Annotated in this window: 22 protein-coding genes; 14 read left to right on the top strand and 8 right to left on the bottom strand. The window is 62.2% G+C overall.

What is annotated here, in order from left to right; genetic code table 11:
• The first annotated feature begins 79 nt into the window (after positions 1–79).
• The 9 genes from HFC70_RS06750 to HFC70_RS06710 all read left to right on the top strand — a co-directional run bounded on the left by HFC70_RS06750 (position 80) and on the right by HFC70_RS06710 (position 10,167).
• Positions 80–1,606 carry a calcium-binding protein gene (locus tag HFC70_RS06750; RefSeq protein WP_168472452.1) on the top strand — a complete coding sequence of 509 codons (1,527 nt, stop codon included), beginning with the start codon at positions 80–82 and terminating at the stop codon, positions 1,604–1,606.
• Between the two features lie 291 nt (positions 1,607–1,897).
• Positions 1,898–2,611, top strand: coding sequence for a FadR/GntR family transcriptional regulator (locus HFC70_RS06745; protein WP_168472451.1), 714 nt, complete (start codon positions 1,898–1,900; stop codon positions 2,609–2,611).
• Between the two features lie 63 nt (positions 2,612–2,674).
• Positions 2,675–3,649, top strand: coding sequence for a sialic acid TRAP transporter substrate-binding protein SiaP (locus HFC70_RS06740; protein WP_168472450.1), 975 nt, complete (start codon positions 2,675–2,677; stop codon positions 3,647–3,649).
• Positions 3,650–3,713: 64 nt separating this feature from the next.
• Positions 3,714–4,292: a TRAP transporter small permease gene (locus HFC70_RS06735; protein WP_168472449.1), complete on the top strand. Its 579-nt coding sequence runs from the start codon at positions 3,714–3,716 to the stop codon at positions 4,290–4,292.
• Positions 4,293–4,296: 4 nt separating this feature from the next.
• The gene (locus HFC70_RS06730) at positions 4,297–5,703 is read left to right on the top strand and encodes a TRAP transporter large permease (protein ID WP_168472448.1); all 1,407 of its coding nucleotides are present in this window, start codon (positions 4,297–4,299) and stop codon (positions 5,701–5,703) included.
• 73 nt (positions 5,704–5,776) lie between these two features.
• The gene (locus HFC70_RS06725; protein ID WP_168472447.1) at positions 5,777–6,826 is read left to right on the top strand and encodes an L-idonate 5-dehydrogenase; all 1,050 of its coding nucleotides are present in this window, start codon (positions 5,777–5,779) and stop codon (positions 6,824–6,826) included.
• A gap of 19 nt (positions 6,827–6,845) precedes the next feature.
• Entirely contained in the window at positions 6,846–8,042 is a 1,197-nt protein-coding gene (uxuA, locus tag HFC70_RS06720; protein WP_168472446.1) for a mannonate dehydratase, read from the top strand.
• Positions 8,042–9,160, top strand: coding sequence for a mannitol dehydrogenase family protein (locus HFC70_RS06715; protein ID WP_168472445.1), 1,119 nt, complete (start codon positions 8,042–8,044; stop codon positions 9,158–9,160). Before uxuA ends, HFC70_RS06715 begins: the two co-directional genes overlap by 1 nt.
• Complete coding sequence (locus HFC70_RS06710; protein WP_168472444.1) at positions 9,157–10,167, top strand: zinc-binding alcohol dehydrogenase family protein; 1,011 nt, start codon at positions 9,157–9,159, stop codon at positions 10,165–10,167. Before HFC70_RS06715 ends, HFC70_RS06710 begins: the two co-directional genes overlap by 4 nt.
• Positions 10,168–10,234: 67 nt before the next feature.
• Here HFC70_RS06710 and HFC70_RS06705 read toward each other — a convergent pair whose 3' ends face one another.
• The 8 genes from HFC70_RS06705 to HFC70_RS06670 all read right to left on the bottom strand — a co-directional run bounded on the left by HFC70_RS06705 (position 10,235) and on the right by HFC70_RS06670 (position 19,383).
• Entirely contained in the window at positions 10,235–12,454 is a 2,220-nt protein-coding gene (locus HFC70_RS06705) for a xanthine dehydrogenase family protein molybdopterin-binding subunit (protein WP_168472443.1), read from the bottom strand.
• Between the two features lie 3 nt (positions 12,455–12,457).
• Entirely contained in the window at positions 12,458–12,916 is a 459-nt protein-coding gene (locus HFC70_RS06700; RefSeq protein ID WP_168472442.1) for a (2Fe-2S)-binding protein, read from the bottom strand.
• 242 nt (positions 12,917–13,158) lie between these two features.
• Complete coding sequence (locus tag HFC70_RS06695) at positions 13,159–14,115, bottom strand: AraC family transcriptional regulator (protein ID WP_168472441.1); 957 nt, start codon at positions 14,113–14,115, stop codon at positions 13,159–13,161.
• A gap of 154 nt (positions 14,116–14,269) precedes the next feature.
• The gene (locus HFC70_RS06690; RefSeq protein WP_168472440.1) at positions 14,270–15,007 is read right to left on the bottom strand and encodes an ABC transporter ATP-binding protein; all 738 of its coding nucleotides are present in this window, start codon (positions 15,005–15,007) and stop codon (positions 14,270–14,272) included.
• Complete coding sequence (locus tag HFC70_RS06685; protein ID WP_168472439.1) at positions 15,004–15,855, bottom strand: ABC transporter ATP-binding protein; 852 nt, start codon at positions 15,853–15,855, stop codon at positions 15,004–15,006. The genes HFC70_RS06690 and HFC70_RS06685 overlap by 4 nt, the downstream gene beginning before the upstream one ends.
• Positions 15,842–16,744 carry an ABC transporter permease gene (locus HFC70_RS06680; RefSeq protein ID WP_168472438.1) on the bottom strand — a complete coding sequence of 301 codons (903 nt, stop codon included), beginning with the start codon at positions 16,742–16,744 and terminating at the stop codon, positions 15,842–15,844. Before HFC70_RS06680 ends, HFC70_RS06685 begins: the two co-directional genes overlap by 14 nt.
• Positions 16,741–17,769, bottom strand: coding sequence for an ABC transporter permease (locus tag HFC70_RS06675; RefSeq protein WP_168472437.1), 1,029 nt, complete (start codon positions 17,767–17,769; stop codon positions 16,741–16,743). Before HFC70_RS06675 ends, HFC70_RS06680 begins: the two co-directional genes overlap by 4 nt.
• Before the next feature lie 18 nt (positions 17,770–17,787).
• Entirely contained in the window at positions 17,788–19,383 is a 1,596-nt protein-coding gene (locus tag HFC70_RS06670) for an ABC transporter substrate-binding protein (protein ID WP_168472436.1), read from the bottom strand.
• A 121-nt stretch (positions 19,384–19,504) separates the two neighbouring features.
• On the opposite strand from HFC70_RS06670, the gene HFC70_RS06665 reads away from it, so the two are divergent.
• From HFC70_RS06665 to HFC70_RS06645, 5 genes are all read left to right on the top strand, one after another.
• Positions 19,505–20,230, top strand: a complete 726-nt coding sequence (locus HFC70_RS06665; protein ID WP_168472435.1) for a FadR/GntR family transcriptional regulator — start codon at positions 19,505–19,507, stop codon at positions 20,228–20,230.
• Between the two features lie 76 nt (positions 20,231–20,306).
• Positions 20,307–21,287, top strand: coding sequence for a mannonate dehydratase (locus tag HFC70_RS06660; RefSeq protein ID WP_168472434.1), 981 nt, complete (start codon positions 20,307–20,309; stop codon positions 21,285–21,287).
• Between the two features lie 45 nt (positions 21,288–21,332).
• A complete protein-coding gene (gene kdgD, locus HFC70_RS06655) occupies positions 21,333–22,256 on the top strand; it encodes a 5-dehydro-4-deoxyglucarate dehydratase (RefSeq protein WP_168472433.1) in 924 nt (307 codons plus the stop codon).
• Positions 22,257–22,457: 201 nt separating this feature from the next.
• Entirely contained in the window at positions 22,458–23,078 is a 621-nt protein-coding gene (locus tag HFC70_RS06650; RefSeq protein ID WP_368669561.1) for a C39 family peptidase, read from the top strand.
• A 36-nt stretch (positions 23,079–23,114) separates the two neighbouring features.
• Positions 23,115–24,191: a D-alanine--D-alanine ligase family protein gene (locus HFC70_RS06645; protein WP_168472432.1), complete on the top strand. Its 1,077-nt coding sequence runs from the start codon at positions 23,115–23,117 to the stop codon at positions 24,189–24,191.
• The last annotated feature ends 34 nt before the right edge of the window (positions 24,192–24,225 follow it).

Raw genomic sequence — 24,225 nt, 5'->3', positions numbered from 1 at the left:
AAAACATCCCCGCCTGAAGGCGTGGCTGGTCACCTCCGGCTCGTCCGCGCAAACGATTGCCCCGAGGAAGGATTTCAAAGTGACGACCTATTATGGAACGCTTGGCAATGACCGCATCATCGGCAGCAGCAGCCCCGACATCCTGTACGGTTATCCCGAAGACGGCTTCCCGGAAGAGGAATTCGGCGACGACTATCTGCGCGGTGGTGCCGGCAATGACGATATCTACGGTGGCGGTGGCAACGATACGCTGCTTGGCGACCAGGGCGGCGATGACCTCTATGGCGGAGATGGCAACGACATCCTCTATGGTGGCCTGGGCAACGACCATTTCGACGGAGGAGCCGGCAACGACCTGTTCGTCATTGTAGACGACCTCATGGATACGTTCGGCGGCGGGCTGGGAACCGATCGGATCCGGCTGGATGACTTCGTCTCCTATCAGCGGCTGACGCTCAACCGGGAGGCCAGCGTCGAGACGCTCGACCTGAACGGCTTCACGCTCTCCGGTACGCAATATGGTGACGACTTCGATTTCTCCGGCCTCACCTCCGTCAGATATGGTGGCACCATCATCGATCTTGGAGACGGCAATGATGATTATATCGGTCATGCCGGGGCGGACTATGTCAATGGTGGTGGCCGCAACGACGTGCTTCGCTCCGGCAACGGCAATGATACGCTCGACGGCGGCACCGGCGCGGATACGCTGGAAGGGGGTACGGGGAACGATATCTATGTCGTCGATAATAGCTCCGACAAAGTGATCGAACTCTCGGGCGCAGGCAGCGACCTTGTGCGCGCCTCGATCAGCCACACACTCGCCACCAATGTCGAGATGCTCACACTCATCGGAGCCGGCAATATCGGTGGAACCGGCAACGCGCTTGCCAACACCATGCTCGGCAACAGCGGGCATAACACGCTCAATGGCGGTGCCGGCAATGATATCCTGAAGGGTGGAGCGGGCAATGACCGGCTGATCGGCGGAGTGGGCCGGGACAACCTTTACGGCGGCGCCGGCAACGACACCTATTATGTCAACGCCACCGCCGACAAGGTGATCGAGTCGGCCAGTGCGGGATCAGACCTTGTCCGTGCTACGGTCAGCTACACGCTCGTCGCCAATGTCGAATCGCTGACGCTCAGCGGGTCCGGCAATATCGGCGGCACTGGCAACGGGCTTGCCAATGTCATCACCGGCAACAGCGGGAACAACGCGCTCAAAGGCGCCGCCGGCAACGATGTCCTCAAGGGAGGGACCGGCGCGGACCGGTTGACGGGCGGCTTGGGCAACGACACTTTCGTCTTCCAGACGCTCAAGGATTCCACGGTGGCCGGGACCGGTCGCGACACGATCTATGACTTTACGAAAGGCGACCGTATCGACCTCAGAGCAATCGACGCGAAAGCGGGCACCGCGGCGAATGATGCGTTCACCTTCATCGGATCCAAGGATTTCACCGGCAAAGCCGGCGAATTGCGCTTTGAAAAGACCGCGTCGGACCTCTATGTCCGGGGTGACGTGAATGGCGACGGGAAGTCGGACTTTTCTATCCATATCGACGATCTCGGCTCGTTGGGTAGAGAGGCCTTCATCCTGTAACAGCAGACAAAGCCAAAACGACGAACGCACGCATGCGCAAACCGCTACGGTGGCGGTCTGCGCATGCGTGCGTTCGTATTTATGCACGTCTGACCATTTGTAAGACCGCACCACCCATCTGTTCCTCCGGTCATCCATCCGACCCCGCCCGGCGGCGCTGGCAACCACCTCGAAACTGGGAAATGTCAATTCTCCCGGTTGACTCCAAAATCAAATGCGCTTTAATGGAAAAATTGGTAAGACCACCTTACCAGATGCGCATTGGGAGGAACGATGCGCGGGAGGATGACCATGTTTGTGGCCTTGGAGCCGCGCCGCCTCTACAGGCAGGTGGCGGACCAGATACGTGCGCTTATCGAAACCGGCGAGTTGATCGTTGGCGAGCGGCTTCCGGCCGAACGCGAACTGGCGGAACGGTTCGGCGTGTCCCGCCCGACGGTGCGCGAGGCGCTGATCGTCCTCGAAGTCGAAGGCCTTATCCAGATCCGCATGGGGTCCGGCGTCTACATCGCGCGCAAGCCGGTGGCCGGGCCGGCCGTGTTGCCGGCCGATGACAGCGATGGCCCGTTCGAAATCCTGCAGGCCCGCTGCATTGTCGAGAGCGCGATTGCCGAAGAGGCCGCCCGGCGAACCTCGCCAGCAGGCATTGCCCGGCTCGACGAGTTCCTCGCTCAGATGGAACGGTCGCTGAACGATCACAATCGGGCGCTGGCCGCCGACAGGGCCTTTCACACCGCCGTTGCCGGCATCATCGGCAATGGCGCACTTCATCATTTCATGGGCCTCTTGAGTGACAGGCGCATGTCTCCGTATTTCGAAAAACTGGCGAGCTATTTCGAAGGCCCGCACACCTGGAAACTGGCGCTTGAGGAGCACCGGGTGATCCGCGATGCGATTGCGGCGGGCGATCCGTCCGCGGCGCGTGAGGCCATGCGGCGGCACTTGACGCTGGCCCAGAAGAGATTCTCAGAAAGCTTCGGGGAGGAGCCGGCGAGAGAAGACTGATCCTGCCGCACACCGTGCGCAGGACCGGGAAACAGAGATCTGAAACCAATTCGGGAGGAAAGAATGACATTCAGATTAACAGCAGTGCTGGGCGCAACCGCCCTTGTCCTGGCATCCACCTTGGCCGCTCAGGCCGAGACCGCTCTGAAATGGGCCCATGTCTACGAAACGTCGGAACCGTTCCATACCGAGTCCGTTTGGGCCGCAGAGGAAATCGCCAAACGTACCGACGGCCGCTACAAGATCGACGTCTTTCCCGCCTCGCAGCTCGGCAAGGAAGCCGACATCAACCAGGGCCTGAAACTCGGCACCGTCGATATCATCATCTCCGGCTCGAGCTTTGCGGCGCGCGACTACAAGCCGATCGGGGTTACCTATTTCCCCTACATCTTCCGCGACCCGAGCCATCTGCTGGCCTATACCAAGAGCGACATCTTCAAGCGGCTCGCCAAGGGTTATGAGGACAAGACCGGCAATGTCATCGCGGCCGTCAGCTATTACGGCACGCGCCAGACGACATCGAACAAGCCGATCGAGAAATGCGCCGACATGGCCGGCCTGAAGATCCGCGTGCCGGATGTCCCGGCCTATCTCGCCATGCCACGCGCCTGCGGTGCGAACACCACGCCGATCGCCTTCGCAGAGGTCTATCTGGCGCTCCAGAACGGCACCGTCGACGCCCAGGAAAATCCGCTGACCACCATCGAGGCGAAGAAATTCTTCGAAGTGCAGAAGAACATCATCCTGACGGGCCATATCGTCGACCACCTCAACACGCTGATCTCCAAGAGTCGTTGGGCAAGCCTGTCTGACGAGGACAAGAAGATCTTCGTCGATGTGATGCAGGAGGCTGCGGCCCGCACCACGAAGATCATCGAGGAGCGCGAGAAAGGTCTCGTTGGCGACTTCAAGAAGCGCGGTATCAACGTCGTAGAGGTCGACAAGGCCGACTTCGAGAAGACCGTCCTTGAGAAGGTGACCTTCGAGGAATTCGGCTACGACAAGGCCGACTGGGAAGCCATCCGCGCCATCAAGTGAGTTCCGTTACGGCGCGGCCATTCGTCGGCCGCGCCGCCCCCACTCTTGAGACGGGATATTTCTTATGTCTGCGACGCAGGAAATTCACACTCAGGTCACCCCTGAGGAGCTTGCCCATACTTTCGAAGATGCACCGGTTCACATCGACCTGAAGGTCTACGCCATCGAGGACTGGGTTACGTTCGCGATCTTCTGGCTGATGACGGGCTGCGTTTTTCTCCAATTCTTCACCCGTTACGTGCTGAACAACAGCTATGCCTGGACGGAGGAAATTGCCGTCAACTGCCTGATCGGCGTGGTCTTTCTGGGATCGGTGATGTGCGTGCGCCTGTCGCGCCATATCCAGGTGGACGTTCTCTACCATTACCTTCCGGCGAAAGTGACGCGGGGTCTGGCGACCGTCGTCGATGTCGTGCGGATCGGCTTCTTCGCGTACGGCTCGTGGCTGATGTGGCGCTACATGGAGATCGTGGCCGGCGAGGAAATGGTCACGGTCGCCCTGCCGCGCAATATCGTCTTTTATTCGGTGCTTGCCGCCTTCGTCCTGATGTTCCTGCGCTCCATCCAGGTCTTCGTCGCCAACATGCGCCGGGGCTACTCGGTGCTTGAGCGGCCTGAAGCGTTCCAGAACGCAGAGGATTGATCACATGCTGCTTCTGATTGGTGCTTTTCTTGTCCTCATGATCATCGGCTTGCCGGTTGCGGTATCGATGGCCGTGGCATCGGTGCTCTATATCGTCTTCTACAATGTCGCCCCCGATATCATCGCCGCGCAGCGGCTGATTGCCGGTGTCGAGAGCTTCCCGCTGCTGGCGGTTCCCTTCTTCATCCTTGCCGGCAACCTGATGAACTCGGCAGGCGTGACGGGCCGCATCTACGCCTTCGCCGTCGCACTGGTCGGCTGGATGCGCGGTGGCCTGGCGCAGGTCAACATCATCGGCTCGGTGATCTTCTCCGGCATGTCCGGCACGGCGCTGGCGGATGCCGCCGGCATCGGCACGATTGAGATCAAGGCCATGAAGGATCATGGCTATCCGGTGGAGGCCGCGGTCGGCGTGACGGCCGCCTCTGCTACGCTTGGACCGATCTTCCCGCCCTCGCTGCCCTTCGTCATCTACGGCATGATGGCCAATGTCTCTATCGGCGCACTATTTATGGCGGGCATCGTTCCGGGCGTCGTCATGACCGTGCTGATGATGGTGACGGTGATGATCTTCGCCTATGTCAAGCAGTGGGGTTCAGACACGCCCTTCAGCCTGCGCGTGATCCTCGGCGCCTCCCTGGAAGTGGTTGTCGTAATGATGGTGCCGCTCGGCATCTATCTGCTGACGCTCGCCGGTCTCTCGCTCAATCTGGCTATCCTGATCACGCTGATCGCGCTGCTCGCCTGTGACTGGTATTTCGACTTCTCCGCCGTGATGGCGCTGATGACCCCGGTGATCCTGATCGGCGGCATGACCATGGGCTGGTTCACGCCCACCGAAGCAGCGGTCGCCGCCGTGCTTTGGTCGCTGTTCCTCGGCCTGGTGCGCTACCGGACGATGTCGTTCAAATCGCTGGCCAAGGCGACCTTCGACACGATGGAAACCACGGCCTCGGTACTCTTCATCGTCGCTGCCGCCTCGGTCTTCGCCTGGCTGCTGACGGTCAGCCAGACGGCGCAACTGCTGTCGGATGCCATCCTGTCGATCACCGACAACAAATGGGCGTTCCTGATCCTGGTCAACCTGTTGATGCTGTTCGTCGGCTGCTTCCTGGACACGATCGCGGCGATCACGATCCTCGTCCCGATCCTGATGCCGCTGGTCAAGCAGTTCGACATAGACCCGGTGCATTTCGGTCTCATCATGACCCTCAACCTGATGATCGGGCTGCTGCATCCGCCACTCGGCATGGTGCTCTTCGTGCTGTCGCGTGTCGCCAAGCTCTCGGTGGAACGGACCACGATGGCCATCATACCCTGGCTGGTGCCGTTGTTCATCGCGCTGATGCTGATCACCTTCATTCCGGCGATCACGCTATGGCTGCCGACCGAAATGGGGCTCATCCGCTGATGCGGCCTACCCCTCGCGGCAACGGCCGCGCGGGGTCCCTGCCAAAGAGATACGAGAGAAGAAGGCTTCAGACATGTTGACGCGGGTGGCACGTCTTCACGCAACACGCGACCTGAGGGTCGAAACGCTGGACACCGGATTGCCAGGCCCAGGCCAGGTCCTGCTGCGCATGGCAGCCGGCGGCATCTGCGGGTCCGACCTTCATTACTACCAGGACGGCGGCTTCGGCCCCGTGCGGGTGCGCGAACCGATCATTGCCGGGCACGAGGCGTCAGGTCATGTCGAGGCGGTCGGCGAGGGTGTGGACACCATCGCGGCCGGCATGCTGGTGGCCGTCAATCCGTCGCAACCCTGCGGCAAGTGCCATTTCTGCGGCATAGGTCAACCCATTCATTGCCTCGACATGCGCTTCATGGGCAGTGCCATGCGCCTGCCCCATGAACAGGGCATGTTCCGCGACTGGCTGATCGTGCCGGCGATCCAGTGCCATCCCGTCGGCGCTGATATCACGCCCGGCGAAGCCGCCTGCGCGGAACCTCTGGCGGTCTGCCTGCATGCGGTCGCCCAGGCCGGAGATCTGTCCGGAGCGACGGTTCTGGTCACCGGAGCCGGTCCAATCGGCCTGCTGACGGTCGCGGCTGCCCGTTATGCCGGGGCGGCCGAGATCGTCGTCACCGACCTGAGCGACGCCGCACTCGCCCGCGCCCCGGCCATGGGCGCCACATCCCTGGTCAATGTCGCTCGACATCCCGACGGCCTTGCCGCCTGGCAGGTCGACAAGGGCAAGTTCGATCTGGTGTTCGACTGCTCGGCCGCCGGGCCGGCGCTACGGTCCGCTTTCGCCGCCGTCAAGCCGCGCGGCACCATCGTGCAGGTCGGCGTCACCGGCGACATGACCATTGCGCTCAACATGCTGGTCGGCAAGGAAATCGTCTGGCGCGGATCGCAGCGCTTCGACCGCGAATTCGGCCAGGCGGTCGAACTCATATCAAGCCGCGTCATCGATGTGCGGCCGATCATTTCCCACGCATTTCCGCTTGAAAAGGCGACCGAGGCCTTCGAGCAGGCGGGCGACCGCTCCGTCGCGTGCAAGGTGCAACTCACCTTCGCCGGCGCCAACTAAAGTTCCAGAGGATAAGACGATGAGACATACATGGCGGTGGTTTGGCCCTGTCGACAAGGTGACGGTGCGCGATGCGGCGCAGGCCGGTGCGCAAGGCATCGTCAGCGCGCTGCACCATGTCCCGACCGGAACGGCCTGGACGATTGAAGGCATTCGGCAGCGCCAGGACGAGATCAAGGCCGGCGGCCTTTACTGGGACGTGGTGGAGAGCGTGCCCGTGTCGGAGGACATGAAGACCCAGACGGGAGACTGGCGCGACCATGTCGCCAACTGGCAGGAAACGCTGCGGCGCCTGTCGGCCTGCGGCATCCGCACCGTCTGCTACAATTTCATGCCGGTGCTCGACTGGACCCGCACCGACCTGCGCTGGGAGACCGGTCATGGCGCCAGGGCCATGCGCTTCGATCTCGTCGATTTCACCGCCTTCGACATCCACATCCTGAAGCGCCCCGAGGCCAGCGCCGACTATCCGGAAGCACTGATCGAGCAGGCAGCGCAACGTTTCGCCGCCATGCCGGATGACAAGATCTTAGCCCTCGGCCGCAATATCGGAGCCGGCCTGCCGGGCTCCGCCGATGGCTATACCCTCGATCAACTACTGGAGAAGCTGCGTACCTACCAGGGCACCGACCGCAACAGGTTGCAGCAGAACCTCATCGATTTCCTCTCGCAGGTGACGCCGGTTGCCGAAGAGATCGGCATCAATATCTGTGCCCATGGCGACGACCCGCCGTGGCCGCTGCTCGGCCTGCCACGCATTCTGTCGACCGAAACCGATTACGCCCATATGCTGGGCCAGGTGGATAGCCGTGCCAATGGTGTGACCCTGTGCACCGGCTCGCTCGGCGCCCGGGCTGACAATAACCTACCGGTGATCGCAAAGCGCTTTGCCGACCGGATCCATTTCGTGCATCTGCGCAACGTGACCCGTGACACCGACACCGTGCCGTGTTCCTTCTTCGAAGACGAACATCTGGAAGGCGGCACCGATATGGTCGCGGTGATCGCAGCGCTGCTCGACGAGGAAAAGCGCCGCCGCGCCGAAGGTCGCGACGATCACCAGATTCCGATGCGTCCCGACCACGGCCAGGAAATCCTCGACGACCTGACGCGCGGCGCGCAGCCCGGCTATCCGGCGATCGGCCGGCTGAAGGGCCTTGCAGAACTGCGCGGCATCGAACGCGCCCTCCTTCACCCGCAATTTGGAGCGCGCTGATGCCAGGACTTATCCTCCAGTTCGGCACCAGCCGGTTTCTGCAGGCCCATGCCGACCTCTTCCTGCACGAGGCCCGCGAGGCCGGCCAGGATGTGGCCCCGATCACCATCATCCAGACCTCCGGCTCGGCGGAGCGGGCAGGTCGACTGGCCGCATTTTCAGACCCGGAGGGTTATCCCGTCATCATTCGCGGCCTTGAAAACGGCGCGCCGGTCGAGCGTCATATCTCTGTCAAAAGTGTCTCCCGCGGCCTGTCGACATCAAGCGACTGGGCGGAAATCGTCCGTCTTTTCGCCGACGAGGCAACGTTCGTGATCTCCAATACGGGCGATTCCGGCTATGCGGTCGGCCCCGGCGAAGCAACAGCCGGCCTTGGCTCTGAGACGCCGCTGCCGTCTTTTCCCGGCAAGCTCGCGCAATTGCTGCACGCCCGTTTCGAGGCGGGTGGCACACCGTTGACGATCCTGCCCTGCGAGTTGATCAACCGCAACGGACCGGTCCTCAAGGGCGTGGTTCAGGATTTGGCCGGCCAAGCCGGCGCCAGCCCGGCCTTCCTGCGCTGGCTCGACGACAAGGTAATCTTCGCCAATACGCTGGTCGACCGGATCGTCTCCGAACCGCTGGAGCCGGCCGGCGCGATTGCCGAGCCCTACGCGCTCTGGGCCATCGAGAAAACGCCGGGACTGACCCTGCCCTGCCGCCATCCGTCAATCGTGCTGGCCGACGATCTCGAACCTTTCGAACGGCTGAAGCTGCACATCCTCAATCTCGGCCACAGCGTGCTGGCCGACATCTGGCAAGGCGAAGGCCGCCCGCCCGGCGAAACGGTCAAGGTCATTCTCGCCGATCCCGCCATCTGCGCCCGGCTTGATGCGGTCTACCGCGACGAGGTTCTGCCGGGATTTGCCGCACGCGGCATGGGCGACCAGGCCTCGGCCTATGTGGAAACGACGATGAGCCGTTTCCTCAATCCCTATCTCGACCACCGCATCGCCGATATCGCCGGCAATCATGCCCTCAAGGTGGAACGACGCATCGCCGCCTTCCTCGACTGGGCAGGAACGCCGGCACCCGTGCTCGAATCCATTGCCTCCAAGATCAACAGGAAGATCCCATGAAAGCGCTGATTTGCAACGAACCCGGTCGCCTTTCGCTCGTCTCCCGGCCGGAACCCGTTCCTGCGCCAAACGAAGTGCTGGTGCGCATCCGCCATGTCGGTATTTGCGGCACCGACTTCCACATTTTCGCCGGCAAACATCCCTTCCTCGAATATCCGCGCGTCATGGGCCATGAACTGTCCGGCACGGTCGAGCAGGCGCCGGAGGGCAGCCGGCTGAGACAGGGCGAGCCGGTCTACATCGTACCCTATCTGTCCTGCGGCACCTGCCAGGCCTGCAGCAAGGGGCTGACCAATGCCTGCCGCAATATTCGCGTGCTCGGCGTCCATTGCGACGGCGGCATGGCCGAATACCTCTGCGTGCCCGAACAGAACGTCGTGCCGACCGGCGGCATTGCCCTGGAAGATGCGGCGATGATCGAGTTTCTGGCGATCGGCGCCCACGGCGTCAAGCGCGGCAATATCGGGGCAAAGGACCGCGTGCTCGTCACCGGCTCCGGCCCGATCGGCATGTCGGCCATCATCTTTGCCAAGGCGCGCGGCGCCCATGTGACCGTGATGGACACCCGCCAGGACCGGCTGACCTTTGCCGTCGAGAGGCTCGGCGCCGATACGATCCTGATTGCCAACGACCAGGCCGAGGCGGAGGCCGAACGGCAGACCGGCGGAGACTGGTACGACGTGGTCATCGACGCGACGGGCAATGCCATCCCGATGCAGCGCGGCTTCAATTTCCTGAACCACGGTGCTCGCTACGTGCTGTTGTCGGTGGTCCGTCAGGATATCACCTTCTCCGACCCGGAATTCCACAAGCGCGAGATCACGCTTTTTGCCAGCCGCAACGCACAGCCGGACGATTTTGCCGAAGTGGTGCGCCAGATGGAAGCGGGCAAGGTGCCGACCCGTGCGCTCAACACCCATCACGGACGGCTGGAAGACGGCGTGTCGCTGTTTTCCGAATGGTCCCGTCCGGAGACGGGCGTGATCAAGGCCATCCTGGACGTGTGAACTCCCGGTGACCCTTCAATTGGCATAATCCCCGGCTGCAGGTGCAGCCGGGGATCGTATGCGACCGTTACGCGTTCAGCGATTTTGCAAAGGGCATGACGCGGATGCGCTTGCCGAGCGCCTTGTAGATGGCATTGGCAACCGCCGGTCCGATCGGCGGAACACCTGGTTCGCCGATACCCGACGGCGCATTGGCCGAGGCGAGGATATGCACCTCGACCACCGGCATGGCGTCGATGCGAAGCGGCGTATAGGCATCGAAGTTGCCCTGGTCGACCTGGCCATCGGTCAGCGTGATCTCTTCGCCGAGGATGGCTCCCAGTCCGAAGCCGATGCCACCCTCGACCTGGGCGCGGACCTGGTCCGGATTGATTGCCAGTCCGCAATCGACCGCTGCCACGACGCGTTCGACCTTGATGCCGCCCTTGCCGTCGGTCGAGACCTCGGCAATCTGCGCCACCACGGTGCCGAAGCTCTCTGCCACGGCCACGCCGCGGAACCGTCCTTGCGCCAGAGGTTTGGTCCACTCTGCCTTTTCGGCAGCAAGCTTGAGGACGACCGCATGGCGCGATTCCGGCTCCAGCATCGAGAGGCGGAATTCGACCGGATCGCGGCCCGCCGCCTCGGCGACTTCGTCCATGAAGACTTCCGCCGCAAAGGCCGTATGGGTCGAGCCGACAGAACGCCACCACAGAACCGGAACGCCGACGTCGGTGGTCGTCAGGCCGACGGTCTGGTTGGGAATGGCGTAAGGCAGGTTGTTCGCCCCTTCGACCGAGGTCGGGTCGACGCCGTTCTTGACCATGCCGTCAAAGGCGGTCTTCGCCATGATGGACTGGCCGACCACATGGTTTTGCCAGGCCACGAGTTTGCCCTCGCCATCGAGCCCGGCCTTCAGGGTATGCACATAGGCCGGGCGATAGCGGCCGGCCCGCATGTCGTCCTCGCGGGTCCATTGCACCTTGACGGGCGCCCGGTAGCCGATGGCCTTGGCGACATAGACCGCCTCGACCACCACATCACCGTCGAACACCGCACGCCGGCCAAAGCTGCCGCCGGTCTTCATGACATGCAGATGCACCTTGTCGGGCGTGACATCGGCGATCTGGCTGCTCAGGGCCTGATAGACATCCGGGAACTGATGGCCACCCCAGATTTCCAGCGTCCCGTCTTCGTTCTTGCGCGCCACGGCGTTGAGTGGTTCCATCGCCGAATGCGCCAGATACGGAAACTCGAAGCTCGCGTCGATCACCTTGGCGGCGGCGGAGAAGCCGGCGTCGACGTCGCCGTCCTTGCGGGCAATGGCAACGGGCGCCTTGGCCGCAAGATCACGATACAGCGCCATGAGTTCAGGCGTGCCACGCTTTTCGGCCGCCGTGTCGTCCCATTCCACCGTGACGGTTTCCCGGCCCTTGATCGCCGCCCACATGTGTTCGGCGACCACTGCCACGCCGCGCGGCGTCTCGACGACGTCGACAACGCCCTTGACGGCCCGGGCAGCCGTCGCATCGAAGGACTTCACCTTGGCGCCGAACAACGGCGGGTGGATCATCACCGCCGTCAGCATGCCGGGAAGCTTGACATCGATCGTGTACTGCTCGGTGCCATTGGCCTTGCGGGCGCTGTCGAAACGCTTCTGATCCGGCTTGCCGATGCGCTTCCACTCACTCGGCTGTTTGAGGGTCACGTCGGTCGGCGCCGGCAGGGTCGCAGCCTTGGCCGCAAACAGGCCAAAGCCGCCACTCTTGCCGGAGGCATGGGTCAGAATGCCGTTTTCAACGGTGATTTCCGCAGCAGGAACACCCCATTCGGCGGCAGCGGCCGACACCAGCATGGCGCGCGCAGCAGCACCCGCCTGGCGATAACGCTCCCAGGAGGTGACCATCGACGTGGAGCCGCCGGTCCCCTGAATAGCGCCGCCGAAGGCAACGTTGCCATAGGCTTTGACATTGCCGGCCACACCCTGCACCTCGATGGTGGACCAGTCGGCGTCGAGCTCCTCGACCACCAGCGTTGCCAGACCGTTATACGACCCCTGCCCCATTTCGAACTGTGAGGACAGGACCGTGACCTTGCCGTCGCCATCGATCGTCAGATAGGGGCTGAAGGCATGGGCACCGCTATCGCCAACCGCAGTCTCGGCGGCCAAGGCCGGCGATGCGGAGAGGAGACGGAAGCCGACTGCGAGCCCCGTGCCGGCCGCAAACGCGCCCAGCAGGAATTGCCGGCGGGAGGCCTGCGCCTGTGCCGCGGGAAGAACGAGAGATTGCATCATCTTCGGTAACATGGCTCAGGCCTCCAGACGCTTGGCAGCTTCATGAATCCCCGCACGGATTCGGTGATAGGTGGCGCACCGACAGAGATTGCCGGCCATTGCGGCATCGATGTCCTCGTCGGTCGGTTTGGGGTTGCCGGTCAGCAGCTCGGTTGCAGACATGAGCTGACCGGATTGACAGTAGCCGCATTGCGGCACATCGAGATCGGCCCAGACCGTCTGGAGCGTTTCGGCCACCTTGCCGGAAATCCCCTCGATCGTCGTGATCTTCGCATCGCCGACGTCGCCGACAAATGTCTGGCAGGAGCGGACCGCCACCCCGTCGAGATGGACCGTGCAGGCGCCACATTGCGCCATGCCACAGCCGAATTTCGTTCCGGTCAGCCCCAAGAGGTCGCGGATGAACCAGAGAAGCGGCATGTCGGCGTCGGCTTCGACCTGATGTTCAGTGCCGTTGATCGTTAAATTCACCATGAATGTTCTCCTCGCGTTGTGGCGCGCGATCATGACAAACAGGCCCGAAATACCGATTTCGAGACCTGCCGGCGCGCACCATTTGCCAGGGGAGTTTAGAAGAACCTGTCAAAGACGGGTAGATTCGATCCTGCCGGATTATTGCTCGATCCTGTCGCTCCGGTCGCTTTTTGTCCATCCGCACCATTTTTGACATTTGGCAAGCCACGCAATTCCACGCAGGTCGCCGGCCGCAGCGCGTGTCAGCCGACGGAACCGCGCCGAGTGGATTCGTCGGAATTCAGGATCGCTCTGATGTCGCGCAGGGGAGGATGGCCGAACATGCGCCGGTATTCCCGGCTGAACTGCGTCGGGCTCTCATAGCCGACCCGGAGCGAGGCGCTTGCCGCATCCAGCGACCCCGACAGCATCAGTTCGCGCGCATGGTGCAGCCGCAGATGCTTCTGGAATTGCAGGGGGCTCATCGCCGTCATGGCGCGGAAATGATGGTGAAGCGTCGAGACGCCCATATTGGCCATCTCCGCCAGGTCTTCGACGCGCAGCGGCAATGTATAATTTTCCTTGAGCCAGGCCACGGCCTTGGCGACGCGGTTGCTGTTGGTGCCGGCCAGCGCAAACCGTCGCAGGCGAGCACCCTGCTCGCCCGACAGCAGCCGGTACAGGATCTCGTTCTGGATATGGCCTGCGAGGAAAGGGATGTCATTCGGCGTGCCAGCCAGCGAAATCAGCCGCAGGAAGGCATCGAACAGTTCCGGCGTGGCTGCGCCGACCACAATGCCGCGGTCGCGTTCGCGCGTATCGGACGGCTGTATGTCATAATCGGCGATGAGGCGCCGCAACCTCTCCAGATCAAGCCGCAGCATGGCGGCGACGTAGGGCTCGCCTTCGCTCGCCGCACAGATCTGGCCGGTCATCGGCAATCCGATCGCCGTCAGAAAGAAGCAGGACTCATCATAGACAAGCGTCTCGTCGCCGACACTGATGCGCTTGCTTCCCTTGATGATCATCGAGAGGCTGGGCTCATAGACGCTGGAAAACGGACCGGCCGGCTCCACCAAACGATAGAGCGAAAGACCGGGAATGGTATGCTTGAACAGCATGCCGTCCCACGACAAACGTGACAGCACATCCAGAATGCGCGCCCGGATCGCCTCGGTCTGCGCACTGAGATCCTGGCCCTGGGCGAGAACTCTTTCCATCGAAACTCCTCATTCCAGGCTATCGTTAGCCGGAATTTCTTTTTCTGTCTTATCACATAATTTTGATTTCGACAGGATCAGGCAAGATATTTTCGAGGGTTCGGATTGACGTTCGACAAATCGGGCAACTTATCCTGCCCGGCTCCTCGGATGATCAGAGAAAATTCGCGTCGAACAGCTCCTGTGCATAGGCCGAATGGGTGGCCCCGAGCCGCAGGTCCTCTTTGCTCATCTCATCGACAAACACGCCGTTCTGCATCACCAGAACCCGGTCGCACATATGGGCGATGACGGCGAGATCGTGGCTGACCAGGACAAAGGTCAGGCCCCGCTCGTCACGCTGATCGGCGAGAAGATTGAGGATTTCCGCCTGCACGGACACGTCGAGCGCCGAGGTCGGCTCGTCTAGAAGCAGGATCTCCGGCGACAGGATCAGCGCCCGCGCGATGGCGACACGCTGGCGCTGGCCGCCCGACAGCTCATGTGGAAACCGCGTGGCAAAAGCCTCCGGCAACCCCACCTGCCGCAGCGCCGCCGGCACCTTCGACCAGCCGTCGCCAAGTCCCATGGCCCGGATCGGTTCGGCCAGTGCCGTGCCGATGCGGTGGCGGGGATGCAGCGAACCATAGGGATCCTGAAACACCATCTGCGACAGCATCAGCTCGTCGCGCGAACGAGTCTTGCCGATCGGCTTGCCGGCAAGCGAAATGCTTCCTGTCCAACCCTGTTCGATACCGGCCAGCGAGCGCAGCACTGTCGACTTGCCGCAACCGGATTCGCCGACAATGCCGAGCGTCTCGCCTTTGGCGACCGTGAAATTCACGCCGCGGACCACGTGGTTGCGGCTGGCCTTCGTGCCGTAGACGACATCCAGATTATCGACCTTGATCATCGAGCAATCTCCGCGGCTTTGTTGAGGCTTTCCCGGTCCAGCACCTTCAGGCGGTCGACCGGATGGCGCGGATCGGGAAGGGCGGCGATCAGGCCGCGCGTATAGGGATGCTGCGCCTCTTCAAGCTTGGACAACGTCTCCACGACCCGCCCCGCATACATCACCAGAATGCGTTCACAGAAGGCGGCCACCATGCGGATATCGTGGCTGATCAGGATCAGGCCGGAATTGTTCTCCCGCACCAGTTCATCGAGCAGGACCAGGACATCCTTGCGAACGCTGACATCAAGCGCCGAGGTCGGCTCGTCGGCGATTACCAGCTTCGGCTTGGCCAGCAGCATCATGGCGATCATCACCCGCTGGCCCATGCCGCCGGAAATCTGATGCGGATAGAGCTTCATCACCCTGTCCGGTTCGGCGATCCGCACCCGCTCGAGCATGGCGCGCGCTGCCTCCAGTGCCGGCTTCTTCGACAGGCCGAGATGCAGCTTGGCGGCCTCCGCGATCTGCTTGCCGATGTTCAGCACCGGGTTCAGCGAATAGCGCGGATCCTGCATGATCAGCGCGATATCCTTGCCGCGCAATCCGCCCATCTGGCGCTCGGTCTTGTCGAGCAGCGGCTCGCCGCAGAAATCCAGCGCCGATGCCGTCACGGAGGCGCTCGGCGGCAGAAGCCGCATGATCGCCCGACCCGTCGTCGACTTGCCGGACCCGGATTCGCCGACGATGCCGATGCGCTCGCGGCCGAGATCGAAGCTGACATTCGAGACCGCCGGAATGGAATTCTGTCCGAACCGCACGTTGAGGTCGCGGATTGACAGGATGTTGCTGAAATCAGGACCGGGCATGGCGGGGATCCAGAAGGTCGCGCAGCGTATCGCCGACAATATTGAAGGCGATGCTCGTCAGGAGAATTGCGATACCGGGCATTACGGCGACCCACCAGTAATCGAGCATAAACTTGCGCCCGCTGGAGATCATCGCGCCCCATTCCGGCGCCGGCGGCTGGGCCCCGAGACCGAGAAAACCGAGGGAGGCCGCGGTCAGGATAATGCCCGCCATGTTCAGCGTCAGGCGCACGATGACGGAGGGAATGCACATCGGCGCGATGTAGAGGATCAGGATGCGCAGGGGCGATGCCCCATAAAGGCGAGCGGCCGCGACATAGTCGGCATTGCGCACCACCAGCGCTTCGGCACGGGCAAGGCGCGCGATCGGCGGCCAGGCCGTCAGCGAGATCGCGATGATGGCGGTGTTGAGGCCGGCGCCGAGAGCAGCCGCCAGCGACAGCGCCAGGATCAGCGACGGAAAGGACAGCACGATGTCGGTGGCCCGCATCAGGATAGCATCGGTGCGCCCGCCGAAGAAGCCGGCGACGATGCCGATCAAAAGGCCGATCGGCCCGACGATGAGCGAAATCGACAGCACCGTCTGGATGGTGATCCGCGTGCCGTAGACAAGACGGCTAAAAATATCGCGGCCGAATTCGTCGGTTCCCGCCAGATGCGCAAGGCTCGGCGGCTGCAGGGCGTTTTCAAGGCTCTGGATGGCCGGATCGTAAGGAGCTATCGCCGGCGCGAGAATCGCCACGGTGATCAGCACCGCCAGCACGATGAAACCGGCCATGCCGAGCGGCTCATGGCCCAGCTTGCTGATGGTTCGGCCGAGCGAGGAGGTGATCCGGCTCGCGATGCCGGGCGGCCGCACGGTGGCGGTCTGGTCGAGTACCTGGCTCATCGGGCAGCCTCCCTCGTGCGTGGATCAAGGACCGCATAGGCGATGTCGGCCAGAAAATTGAGCGCCATGAAGATGAACCCGACGATGATCGTGGCCGCCAGAATGGCGTTCATGTCGCCGATCATCAGCGCATTGGTCATGTACTGGCCGATACCGGGCCAGGAAAAGACGATTTCCGTCACCACCGCACCTTCGAGAAGATTGCCATAGGAAATGGCCAGAACAGTAATCAATTGCACGGCGATATTGGGCAGCACGTGGCTGATGACGGTGCGCGCCGGACCGACGCCCTTGGCGCGGGCGGCAATCACATAGTCCTGGCTGAGCTGCTCCAGGGTGAAACTGCGGGTCATGCGGGTGATATAGGCCATGGCCGAATAGGCCAGGATAAAGGCCGGCAGGATGATATGCGACAGGGCGTTCCAGAAGACCTCCGTGTCACCCTCGATCAGGCTGTCGACCAGCAGGAGACCGGTGACCGGCGGGATGAGCCCCTCATAGAAGACATCGACCCGGCCGGGGCCGCCGACCCAGTTGAGCGCGGCGTAGAAGATCACCAACCCGACGATGCCGAACCAGAAGACCGGGATCGAATGGCCGACCAGCGAGATGACGCGGGCGAACTTGTCGATGAACGTGTCGCGGAACAGCGCTGCGGCCAGCCCCAGTGGCACGCCGAGAAAGGTCGAGATCAGCACAGCCAGCGTCGCCAGCTCCAGCGTCGCGGGAAAGGCTTGCGCCAGATCCTGTGACACCGGATTGCCGGTCAGGATGGCCGTGCCGAAGTCGCCTCGGAACAGGCCGCCCAGATAGATGAAGAACTGCTGGTAGAGCGGCAGGTCCAGCCCGAGCCGCACCCGCATCGCCTCGTAGGCAGCCGGGTCGGCAAGCTCGCCGACCACGGCGCCCACGGGGTCGACGGGGAGAACCCGGCCGATCACGAAGGTGACGCAGAGCAGGATGAAGAGGCTGACGAGCAGATGCAGGACACGCCGCCCCAACTCGCTTGCGGAAAGTTCCTTCATGATCGAATGCCTTGACCGTTACTCAGCTGCTGTCTTGGTGACGCCTTCCAGGCGGGTCGCCTGGCTGGGATGCCCAACATAGTCCTTGACGCGATTGCTGACCACGATCGGTTCGAACCGCTCGAAGAGCGGCAGCACTGCCGGCTTCTGCGCCACGAACATTTCCTGCATCTGGATATAAAGCGCACCGCGCTTCTTGGCATCCGGCTCCATGGCGGCCTTGGCCGTCAACGCCGTCAGTTCCGGAATGTCCCACGCAGACCGCCAGACGAAATTGCCGGCATTGTTGGCTTCGAGCGAATTGTCGGGATTGCTGGAAAACTGCTCCATGGCGCCGAGCACGTTCGGCATATAGGCACCGGTCTGCGGCATCAGCAGGTCGAAATCCCGGGCGCGATGGGCGGCGATGATTTCCGAGCCGTTGCCCTGGCGGATCTCCACCTTGATGCCGATCTGGGCGAGCGATGCCTGGATGGCGGTCGCCACATCGATGCGCGGCGTCTGGGCAATGGTCTTCAGCGTCAGGGTAAAGCCATCCTTGTAGCCGGCTTCCGCGAGCAGGGCCTTGGCCTTCTCGACATTCAGCTGCCAGTCGGGGCTTGGAATGGCATACTCGTAATTCTCCGGCACCGGCACCGTGCGGACACGGCCATAGGGGCCCATGATCGCCTTTTCCATGCCCTTGTAGTCTATGCCGTAGGCGATGGCCTCGCGCACCTTGGGATCTGACAGTTCCTTCTTGCCGGCATTCATCGCCAGCACATAGAAGCCGCCGGTCGGAATACGCTGGATGCCAAATCCCTTCTTGTCATTGAAGGTGGCAAGATCGGATGCTGTCAGCGCGCTGGCGATATCCACGTCGCCGCGCTCCAGCATCAGGCGCTCGACCTGGCTTTCCGGCACATGGCGAACGATGACGCGGCGCATCTTCGGCTCGCCGGTCACGTAATTGTCGTTGGCGTCGAGAATGACCATTTCGTTCGGTGTCCAGCGATTGAGCGTGAACGGCCCGGAACCGGCCGAAGTGGTGCGCAGCCAGGCATTGCCATAGTCGTTGTCGACGACATGCTTCTTGACCTCTTCGCTGTCGACGACGCTGGCGATGCACATGGCCAGCCGATACAGCAGAAGCTCCGACGTGACCTCACCCGACAGGTCGATGCGAACAGTCTTTTCATCCGGTGCGGTCACCAGCTTTTCGATATTGTCGGCGGAGTAGCCAACGCGCTTCAAGTTGCCCGCCGCTGCCTGGTCGAGCTTCATCAGGCGCGTCAGCGAATAGACGACGTCGGCAGACGTGACCTTGTTGCCCGAAGCAAATTCCGCCTCACGAAGATGAAAGGTGATGCCCTTGTCGTCGATATCCCAGGTTTCGGCCAGCTGCGGCAGAACCTTGCCCGTGGCATCGGTCGCCACCAGCCGATCATAGAGATTGGACATGATTTCGATCGCCTTGCCCTCGGTCGCCTGATGGGGATCGAGTGACAGGACCTGCGCGAGCGATGTCGCGATGACCAGCTGGTTGTCCGGCGTGGCGGCGTGAAGGGTCGGCGCACCGAGCGTCAGAACGCTCAACGCAACGCCGACGAACAATCGTCTCGAAAAATGCTTCATAGAATCTCCTCCCTAGGCTATCATACGATACATATGATGTCGTCCGTATGTCGTATTATGATTTATCGGACTTCGTGAACATTGGCAAGAGCCCGCCAAAAGAGATCGAGACAGGCAGACGATGGCAAACGGACTGAGGACGAATGCACCAAGGGGACGACAAAGACTGGCGCAGCAACTGATAGACCAGTTGCGCGGCCAGATCGAGAGCGGCAAGCTGAGGGAAGGCGATCAATTGCCGACCGAGCCGCAACTCGAGGCAAGCTTCGGCGTCAGCCGCACCGTGGTCAGAGAGGCAATCGCCGACCTGCGTGCCGCGGGCTATGTCAAGCCGGTCCAGGGCAAGGGTGTTTTTGTCAGCGATCCGAAGAGCCACCAGACCTTCAGCCTGACGCCAGTCGAGATCAACAGCATTCCGGAAACCCTGGAATTGCTGGAGTTTCGCATGGCAACCGAGGGCGAAGCCGCTGCCATTGCCGCTTATCGCCGGACCGCCGAACAGGAAGCGGCGATGCGCGCCGCCAACCGCCGGATGGCCAACCTGATCGAAGAAGGCAAGCCGACCGTGGAGGCGGATTACGAGTTTCACATGGCCATTGCCGCTGCCACCAACAACCGATTCTATGTCGATGTGCTGCGCCATTTCGGTCCGCGCGCCATCCCGCGCGGCCAGTTCCCCACCCTGCCCGACGCCAGCGACCGCGAATACCTGAACAAGGTGCATGCCGAGCATGTCGCCATCCTTTCCGCCATCGCCGAACAGGATCCGGATCGCGCCCGCCAGGCCATGCGCGACCACCTGATGGCCAGCCAGCGGCGTTACCGCATCCTCGCCGAAAGCCAATAACCCTCTCGACAGGATTCGAAATTCATATTATGTCATATGATGTGATATGAATTTCGAGTTCGAGGAGGAGTGCGTAGTGTATCTGGGAACACAGGTCGGCGCCCGCGACGACGACGATTACCGAGTCTTTGCCCAGCTGGGTGTCAAACACATCTCGGCCGACCCGCCGGGTCGTCCCGAAACATGGACATTGGAGGATCTGGAGCGCCATCGCGATCACGTCGAGAGCTTCGGCATCGTGCTCGACATGATCCAATTGCCTCTACCCTCGCAGCCGATCGAAAAAGCCTCCTATCCGGACATCCTTCTGGCGGGACCGGATCGCGACCGCCAGATCGATGCGGTCTGCACGATGATCGAGAATTGCGCCAAGGTCGGCATTCCGGCCGCCAAATACAATCTCAACCTGATCGGCATTCCGCGCACCGAGATGGAGCTCGGGCGCGGCGGCTCCAGAAACGAAGCCTTCCGCTGGGACAAGGCTGACCATCAGGCCGCCCCGGGCTTGGCCGGCACGCTTTCGGAAGACGAGAACTGGGAGCGCATCGACTATTTTCTCGAGCGCGTCGTGCCGGTTGCGGAAAGCAATCGCGTACGGCTTGCCTGCCATCCGCACGATCCTTATACGCCGCCCGGCTACAAGGGCGTCACCCGCGTGCTGGGCACGGTCGAAGGCTTGAAGAAATTCGTGCTGATGCGCGAGAGCCCCTATCACGGCCTCAATTTCTGCCAGGGCTCGGTCGGCGAGATGCTCGACAATCCGCGCGAGGAAATCGACGACATCATCCGCTGGTTCGGCACCCGCGGCAAACTGTTCAACCTGCATTTCCGCAATATCAGCGGCGGCAAACTGTCCTTCATGGAGACCTTCCCGGACGAAGGCGACATGGACATGGTCCGCTCGCTGAGAGTCTACAAGGAAGTCGGCTACCGCTACATGGTCATGCCCGACCATGTGCCGACCATTGCCGGCCGAGACCCGCAGGGCACCGCCTTTGCCTTCTGCTACGGCTATATCGCCGCCATCCTCCAAGCCCTCGAGACGTCGCAGATCTGATGCGACGTCCCTCCCATTGCATTGATAGAGACATAAGGATTTCAGATGGACCCCATTGAACTCAAGAAAGCCGTCGGCGACGGACTTCTCTCCTTTCCCGTGACGCATTTTACCCCCGATCTGAAATTCGACGAGCCCGCCTATCGTCGCCATGTCGAATGGCTGGCCGGCTACGACGCCTCGGTGCTGTTTGCCGCAGGCGGCACCGGCGAATTCTTCTCGCTGACCCCATCCGAAATTCCAGAGGTGATCCGGGCCGCCAAGGCATCGGCCGGCAAGACGCCGATCATTTCCGGTACCGGCTACGGCACGGCGCTGGCCGTCGAGATTGCCAAGTCTGCCGAAAAGGCCGGCGCGGATGGCCTACTGCTGCTGCCACCCTATCTGATGTTTGCCGAACAGGAGGGCCTTGTCGCCCATGTCAGGACGGTCTGTAAATCCGTCGGCATCGGCGTCGTGGTCTACAATCGCGACAATGCGGTTCTGAACGCCGACAGCATCGCCCGGCTTTGTGACGACTGCCCCAACCTGATCGGCTTCAAGGATGGCGTCGGCGATGTCGACAAGGTCATCGAGATCACCACCAAGATCAAGGATCGGCTGGTCTATGTCGGTGGCATGCCGACCCATGAAGTCTATGCCCAGGCCTATTTCGCCGCCGGCGTGACGACCTATTCCTCGGCCGTGTTCAACTTCGTGCCGGCGCTGGCCCAGCGTTTCTACAAGGCGCTGCGCACCGGCAACCAGCCGGTCGTCGACCAGATCCTCACCGACTTCTTCTTCCCCTTCGTGGCGCTGCGCAACCGCCGCAAGGGCTATGCGGTATCCATCATCAAGGCGGGCCTGCGGGCGATCGGCCAGCAATCCGGCCCCGTCCGCCCGCCGCTGACCGACCTGACTGCAGACGAAATGACCCTGCTGGAACGGTTGGTCCAGGCCAACGACGCAGCGAAAGCCGCGGCCGAATAGGAATGCCGCGGCAGGTGGGCCACTGCCTGCCGCACATCGTTGGCGAAAGCCGACAGGCGTGAATTCGCCATGCGCACGGCCCGTATCCGGCTTATTGGTCGACCGGTCTGCCAAAATTTTGCAGACCGGTGCTGCCTGCCGCAAAACAGTCGTTTTGCTTGTCGATCTTCCGGCGCAATGTGATCATCGATCGGAAATTTCGTGCGCGATCAGCCGGCCAACACGCCTTATTTCAGCCAATGGGAAACGCCGGAGATGACCCTTTCGGTCGTATCGGAGGGAGGATCGGCATTGATGCGCGACCCTCTCTGGCGCAATTCCGGGGCGGAGACGATCGAGGACTATGTGCGCTGGGCCGTCAATGCCTGCGGCATGGCCTGCCTGAAGATGATCCTTGCCGCACGCGGCGAGGTCCATCCGACGCTGGCGCTGGCCAGGGACTGCACGGCCTATGGTGGCTATGTCGTCAACGATGCGGACGCCTCGATCAAGGGCCTCATCTATGCGCCCTTTGTCAGATTTATCGCCGAGCGTTTCGGGCTGCAGGCCGAGACGGTAACGAATGTCGAAACATCCTCCATTCCCGAGCTTCTGTCGCAGCGGCGATTTTTCATCGCCTCCGTCAACAGCGCCATTCGCTGGCCGGAGCGTGAGCCACCCTCCAAAGGCGGACACCTGGTTCTGGTGACGGCGGCCGGCGCAGAGACGATCCGCTTCCACAACCCTTCCGGTCACGACCGACAAAGCCAGGCCGATGTGACGCTGCCGCTTGCGACCTTCGACCGGTTCTTTGCCAACCGCGGCATAGCCGTCGGTCTCTAGCCATTTCAACCCCTCATCATTGCGGAGAACAATTTTATGCCCCACGCCTCAGGCCCCGAGACGCTGCGAATCGCCGTGCTGTTTGGCGGGCGGTCCGCCGAACATGACGTGTCGGTGCTTTCGGCAACCAATGTGATGCAGGCGCTGGCGCCCGATCGCTACGAGCCGGTGCCTGTCTTCATCACCCGCGAGGGCGTCTGGCTGTTAAGTTCGTTCGACAACGGCGTTTTGTCGAAACCGTCCAGCGGGACGCAGGTGTGCCTTGTTCCGGGCGGACACGGACGGATGATCGCCATTCCGGCAAATGGGCCGGCCTATGACCTGCCGAAGATCGACATCCTGTTTCCGGTCCTGCATGGCCTGCACGGCGAGGACGGCGCGGTCCAGGGGCTTGCCGAAGTAGCCCGCGTGCCGCTCGTCGGCTGCGGCATCCTCGGCTCGGCCACAGCGCTCGACAAGGTTATCGCCAAGCGGCTGCTCCGAGTGGCTGGCATTCCGGTCGCCCGGTCGGTGACGATCAGTGAGGATGCGACGCCTGATCTGTCTGTGCTGGAGAGCGAACTCGGACTTCCCGTCTTCATCAAGCCAGCCCGGCAAGGGTCTTCGGTCGGGGTCAGAAAGGTGTCCGGAAGCCAGGAGTTTCTGCCGGCGCTGGCTGAGGGCTTCAAATATGACCGCATCCTGCTTGCCGAGGAATTCATCGCGGGCCGCGAGATCGAATTCAGCGTGCTGGAAGATACGGCTGGAGGACTGTTCGTCTCTCGCCCCGGCGAGATCATTCCGGCCGAAAGCCACGGCTTCTACAGCTATGATGCCAAATATATCGACGAGGACGGTGCGGCGCTAAAAGTTCCGGCAGACCTGCCGCCGAACGTCGAGGCCGAGATGCGCGACATGGCCGCTCGGGCTTTCAGGGCTCTTGGCTGCGATGGCATGGCGCGCGTCGATTTCTTTCTGACCGAGGACATGACATTCCTCGTCAACGAGATCAACACGATCCCAGGCTTTACCGATATCAGCATGTATTCCAAGGCGATGGCCGCCAGCGGCGTCAGCTATCCCGACATCATCGACCGGTTGGTGGAGCACGGGCTGGCGCGGGCGGCGCGGTGAAGCGGCCGCCTGCAACGGTCCCGAGGCGCGGCTG

It is taken from the genome of Agrobacterium sp. a22-2, assembly GCF_012276985.1.
GTDB lineage: Bacteria > Pseudomonadota > Alphaproteobacteria > Rhizobiales > Rhizobiaceae > Allorhizobium.
The sequence above is the reverse complement of the archived record's forward strand: the minus strand, read 5'-3'. Positions and strand labels throughout refer to the sequence as shown.

Coding starts and splice junctions, on each gene's coding strand:
- HFC70_RS06745 (WP_168472451.1), top strand. CDS start 1,898: ATGTTTGTGGCCTTGGAGCCGCGCCGCCTCTACAGGCAGGTGGCGGAC.
- HFC70_RS06740 (WP_168472450.1), top strand. CDS start 2,675: ATGACATTCAGATTAACAGCAGTGCTGGGCGCAACCGCCCTTGTCCTG.
- HFC70_RS06735 (WP_168472449.1), top strand. CDS start 3,714: ATGTCTGCGACGCAGGAAATTCACACTCAGGTCACCCCTGAGGAGCTT.
- HFC70_RS06730 (WP_168472448.1), top strand. CDS start 4,297: ATGCTGCTTCTGATTGGTGCTTTTCTTGTCCTCATGATCATCGGCTTG.
- HFC70_RS06725 (WP_168472447.1), top strand. CDS start 5,777: ATGTTGACGCGGGTGGCACGTCTTCACGCAACACGCGACCTGAGGGTC.
- uxuA (WP_168472446.1), top strand. CDS start 6,846: ATGAGACATACATGGCGGTGGTTTGGCCCTGTCGACAAGGTGACGGTG.
- HFC70_RS06715 (WP_168472445.1), top strand. CDS start 8,042: ATGCCAGGACTTATCCTCCAGTTCGGCACCAGCCGGTTTCTGCAGGCC.
- HFC70_RS06710 (WP_168472444.1), top strand. CDS start 9,157: ATGAAAGCGCTGATTTGCAACGAACCCGGTCGCCTTTCGCTCGTCTCC.
- HFC70_RS06705 (WP_168472443.1), bottom strand. CDS start 12,454: ATGTTACCGAAGATGATGCAATCTCTCGTTCTTCCCGCGGCACAGGCG.
- HFC70_RS06700 (WP_168472442.1), bottom strand. CDS start 12,916: ATGGTGAATTTAACGATCAACGGCACTGAACATCAGGTCGAAGCCGAC.
- HFC70_RS06695 (WP_168472441.1), bottom strand. CDS start 14,115: ATGGAAAGAGTTCTCGCCCAGGGCCAGGATCTCAGTGCGCAGACCGAG.
- HFC70_RS06690 (WP_168472440.1), bottom strand. CDS start 15,007: ATGATCAAGGTCGATAATCTGGATGTCGTCTACGGCACGAAGGCCAGC.
- HFC70_RS06685 (WP_168472439.1), bottom strand. CDS start 15,855: ATGCCCGGTCCTGATTTCAGCAACATCCTGTCAATCCGCGACCTCAAC.
- HFC70_RS06680 (WP_168472438.1), bottom strand. CDS start 16,744: ATGAGCCAGGTACTCGACCAGACCGCCACCGTGCGGCCGCCCGGCATC.
- HFC70_RS06675 (WP_168472437.1), bottom strand. CDS start 17,769: ATGAAGGAACTTTCCGCAAGCGAGTTGGGGCGGCGTGTCCTGCATCTG.
- HFC70_RS06670 (WP_168472436.1), bottom strand. CDS start 19,383: ATGAAGCATTTTTCGAGACGATTGTTCGTCGGCGTTGCGTTGAGCGTT.
- HFC70_RS06665 (WP_168472435.1), top strand. CDS start 19,505: ATGGCAAACGGACTGAGGACGAATGCACCAAGGGGACGACAAAGACTG.
- kdgD (WP_168472433.1), top strand. CDS start 21,333: ATGGACCCCATTGAACTCAAGAAAGCCGTCGGCGACGGACTTCTCTCC.
- HFC70_RS06645 (WP_168472432.1), top strand. CDS start 23,115: ATGCCCCACGCCTCAGGCCCCGAGACGCTGCGAATCGCCGTGCTGTTT.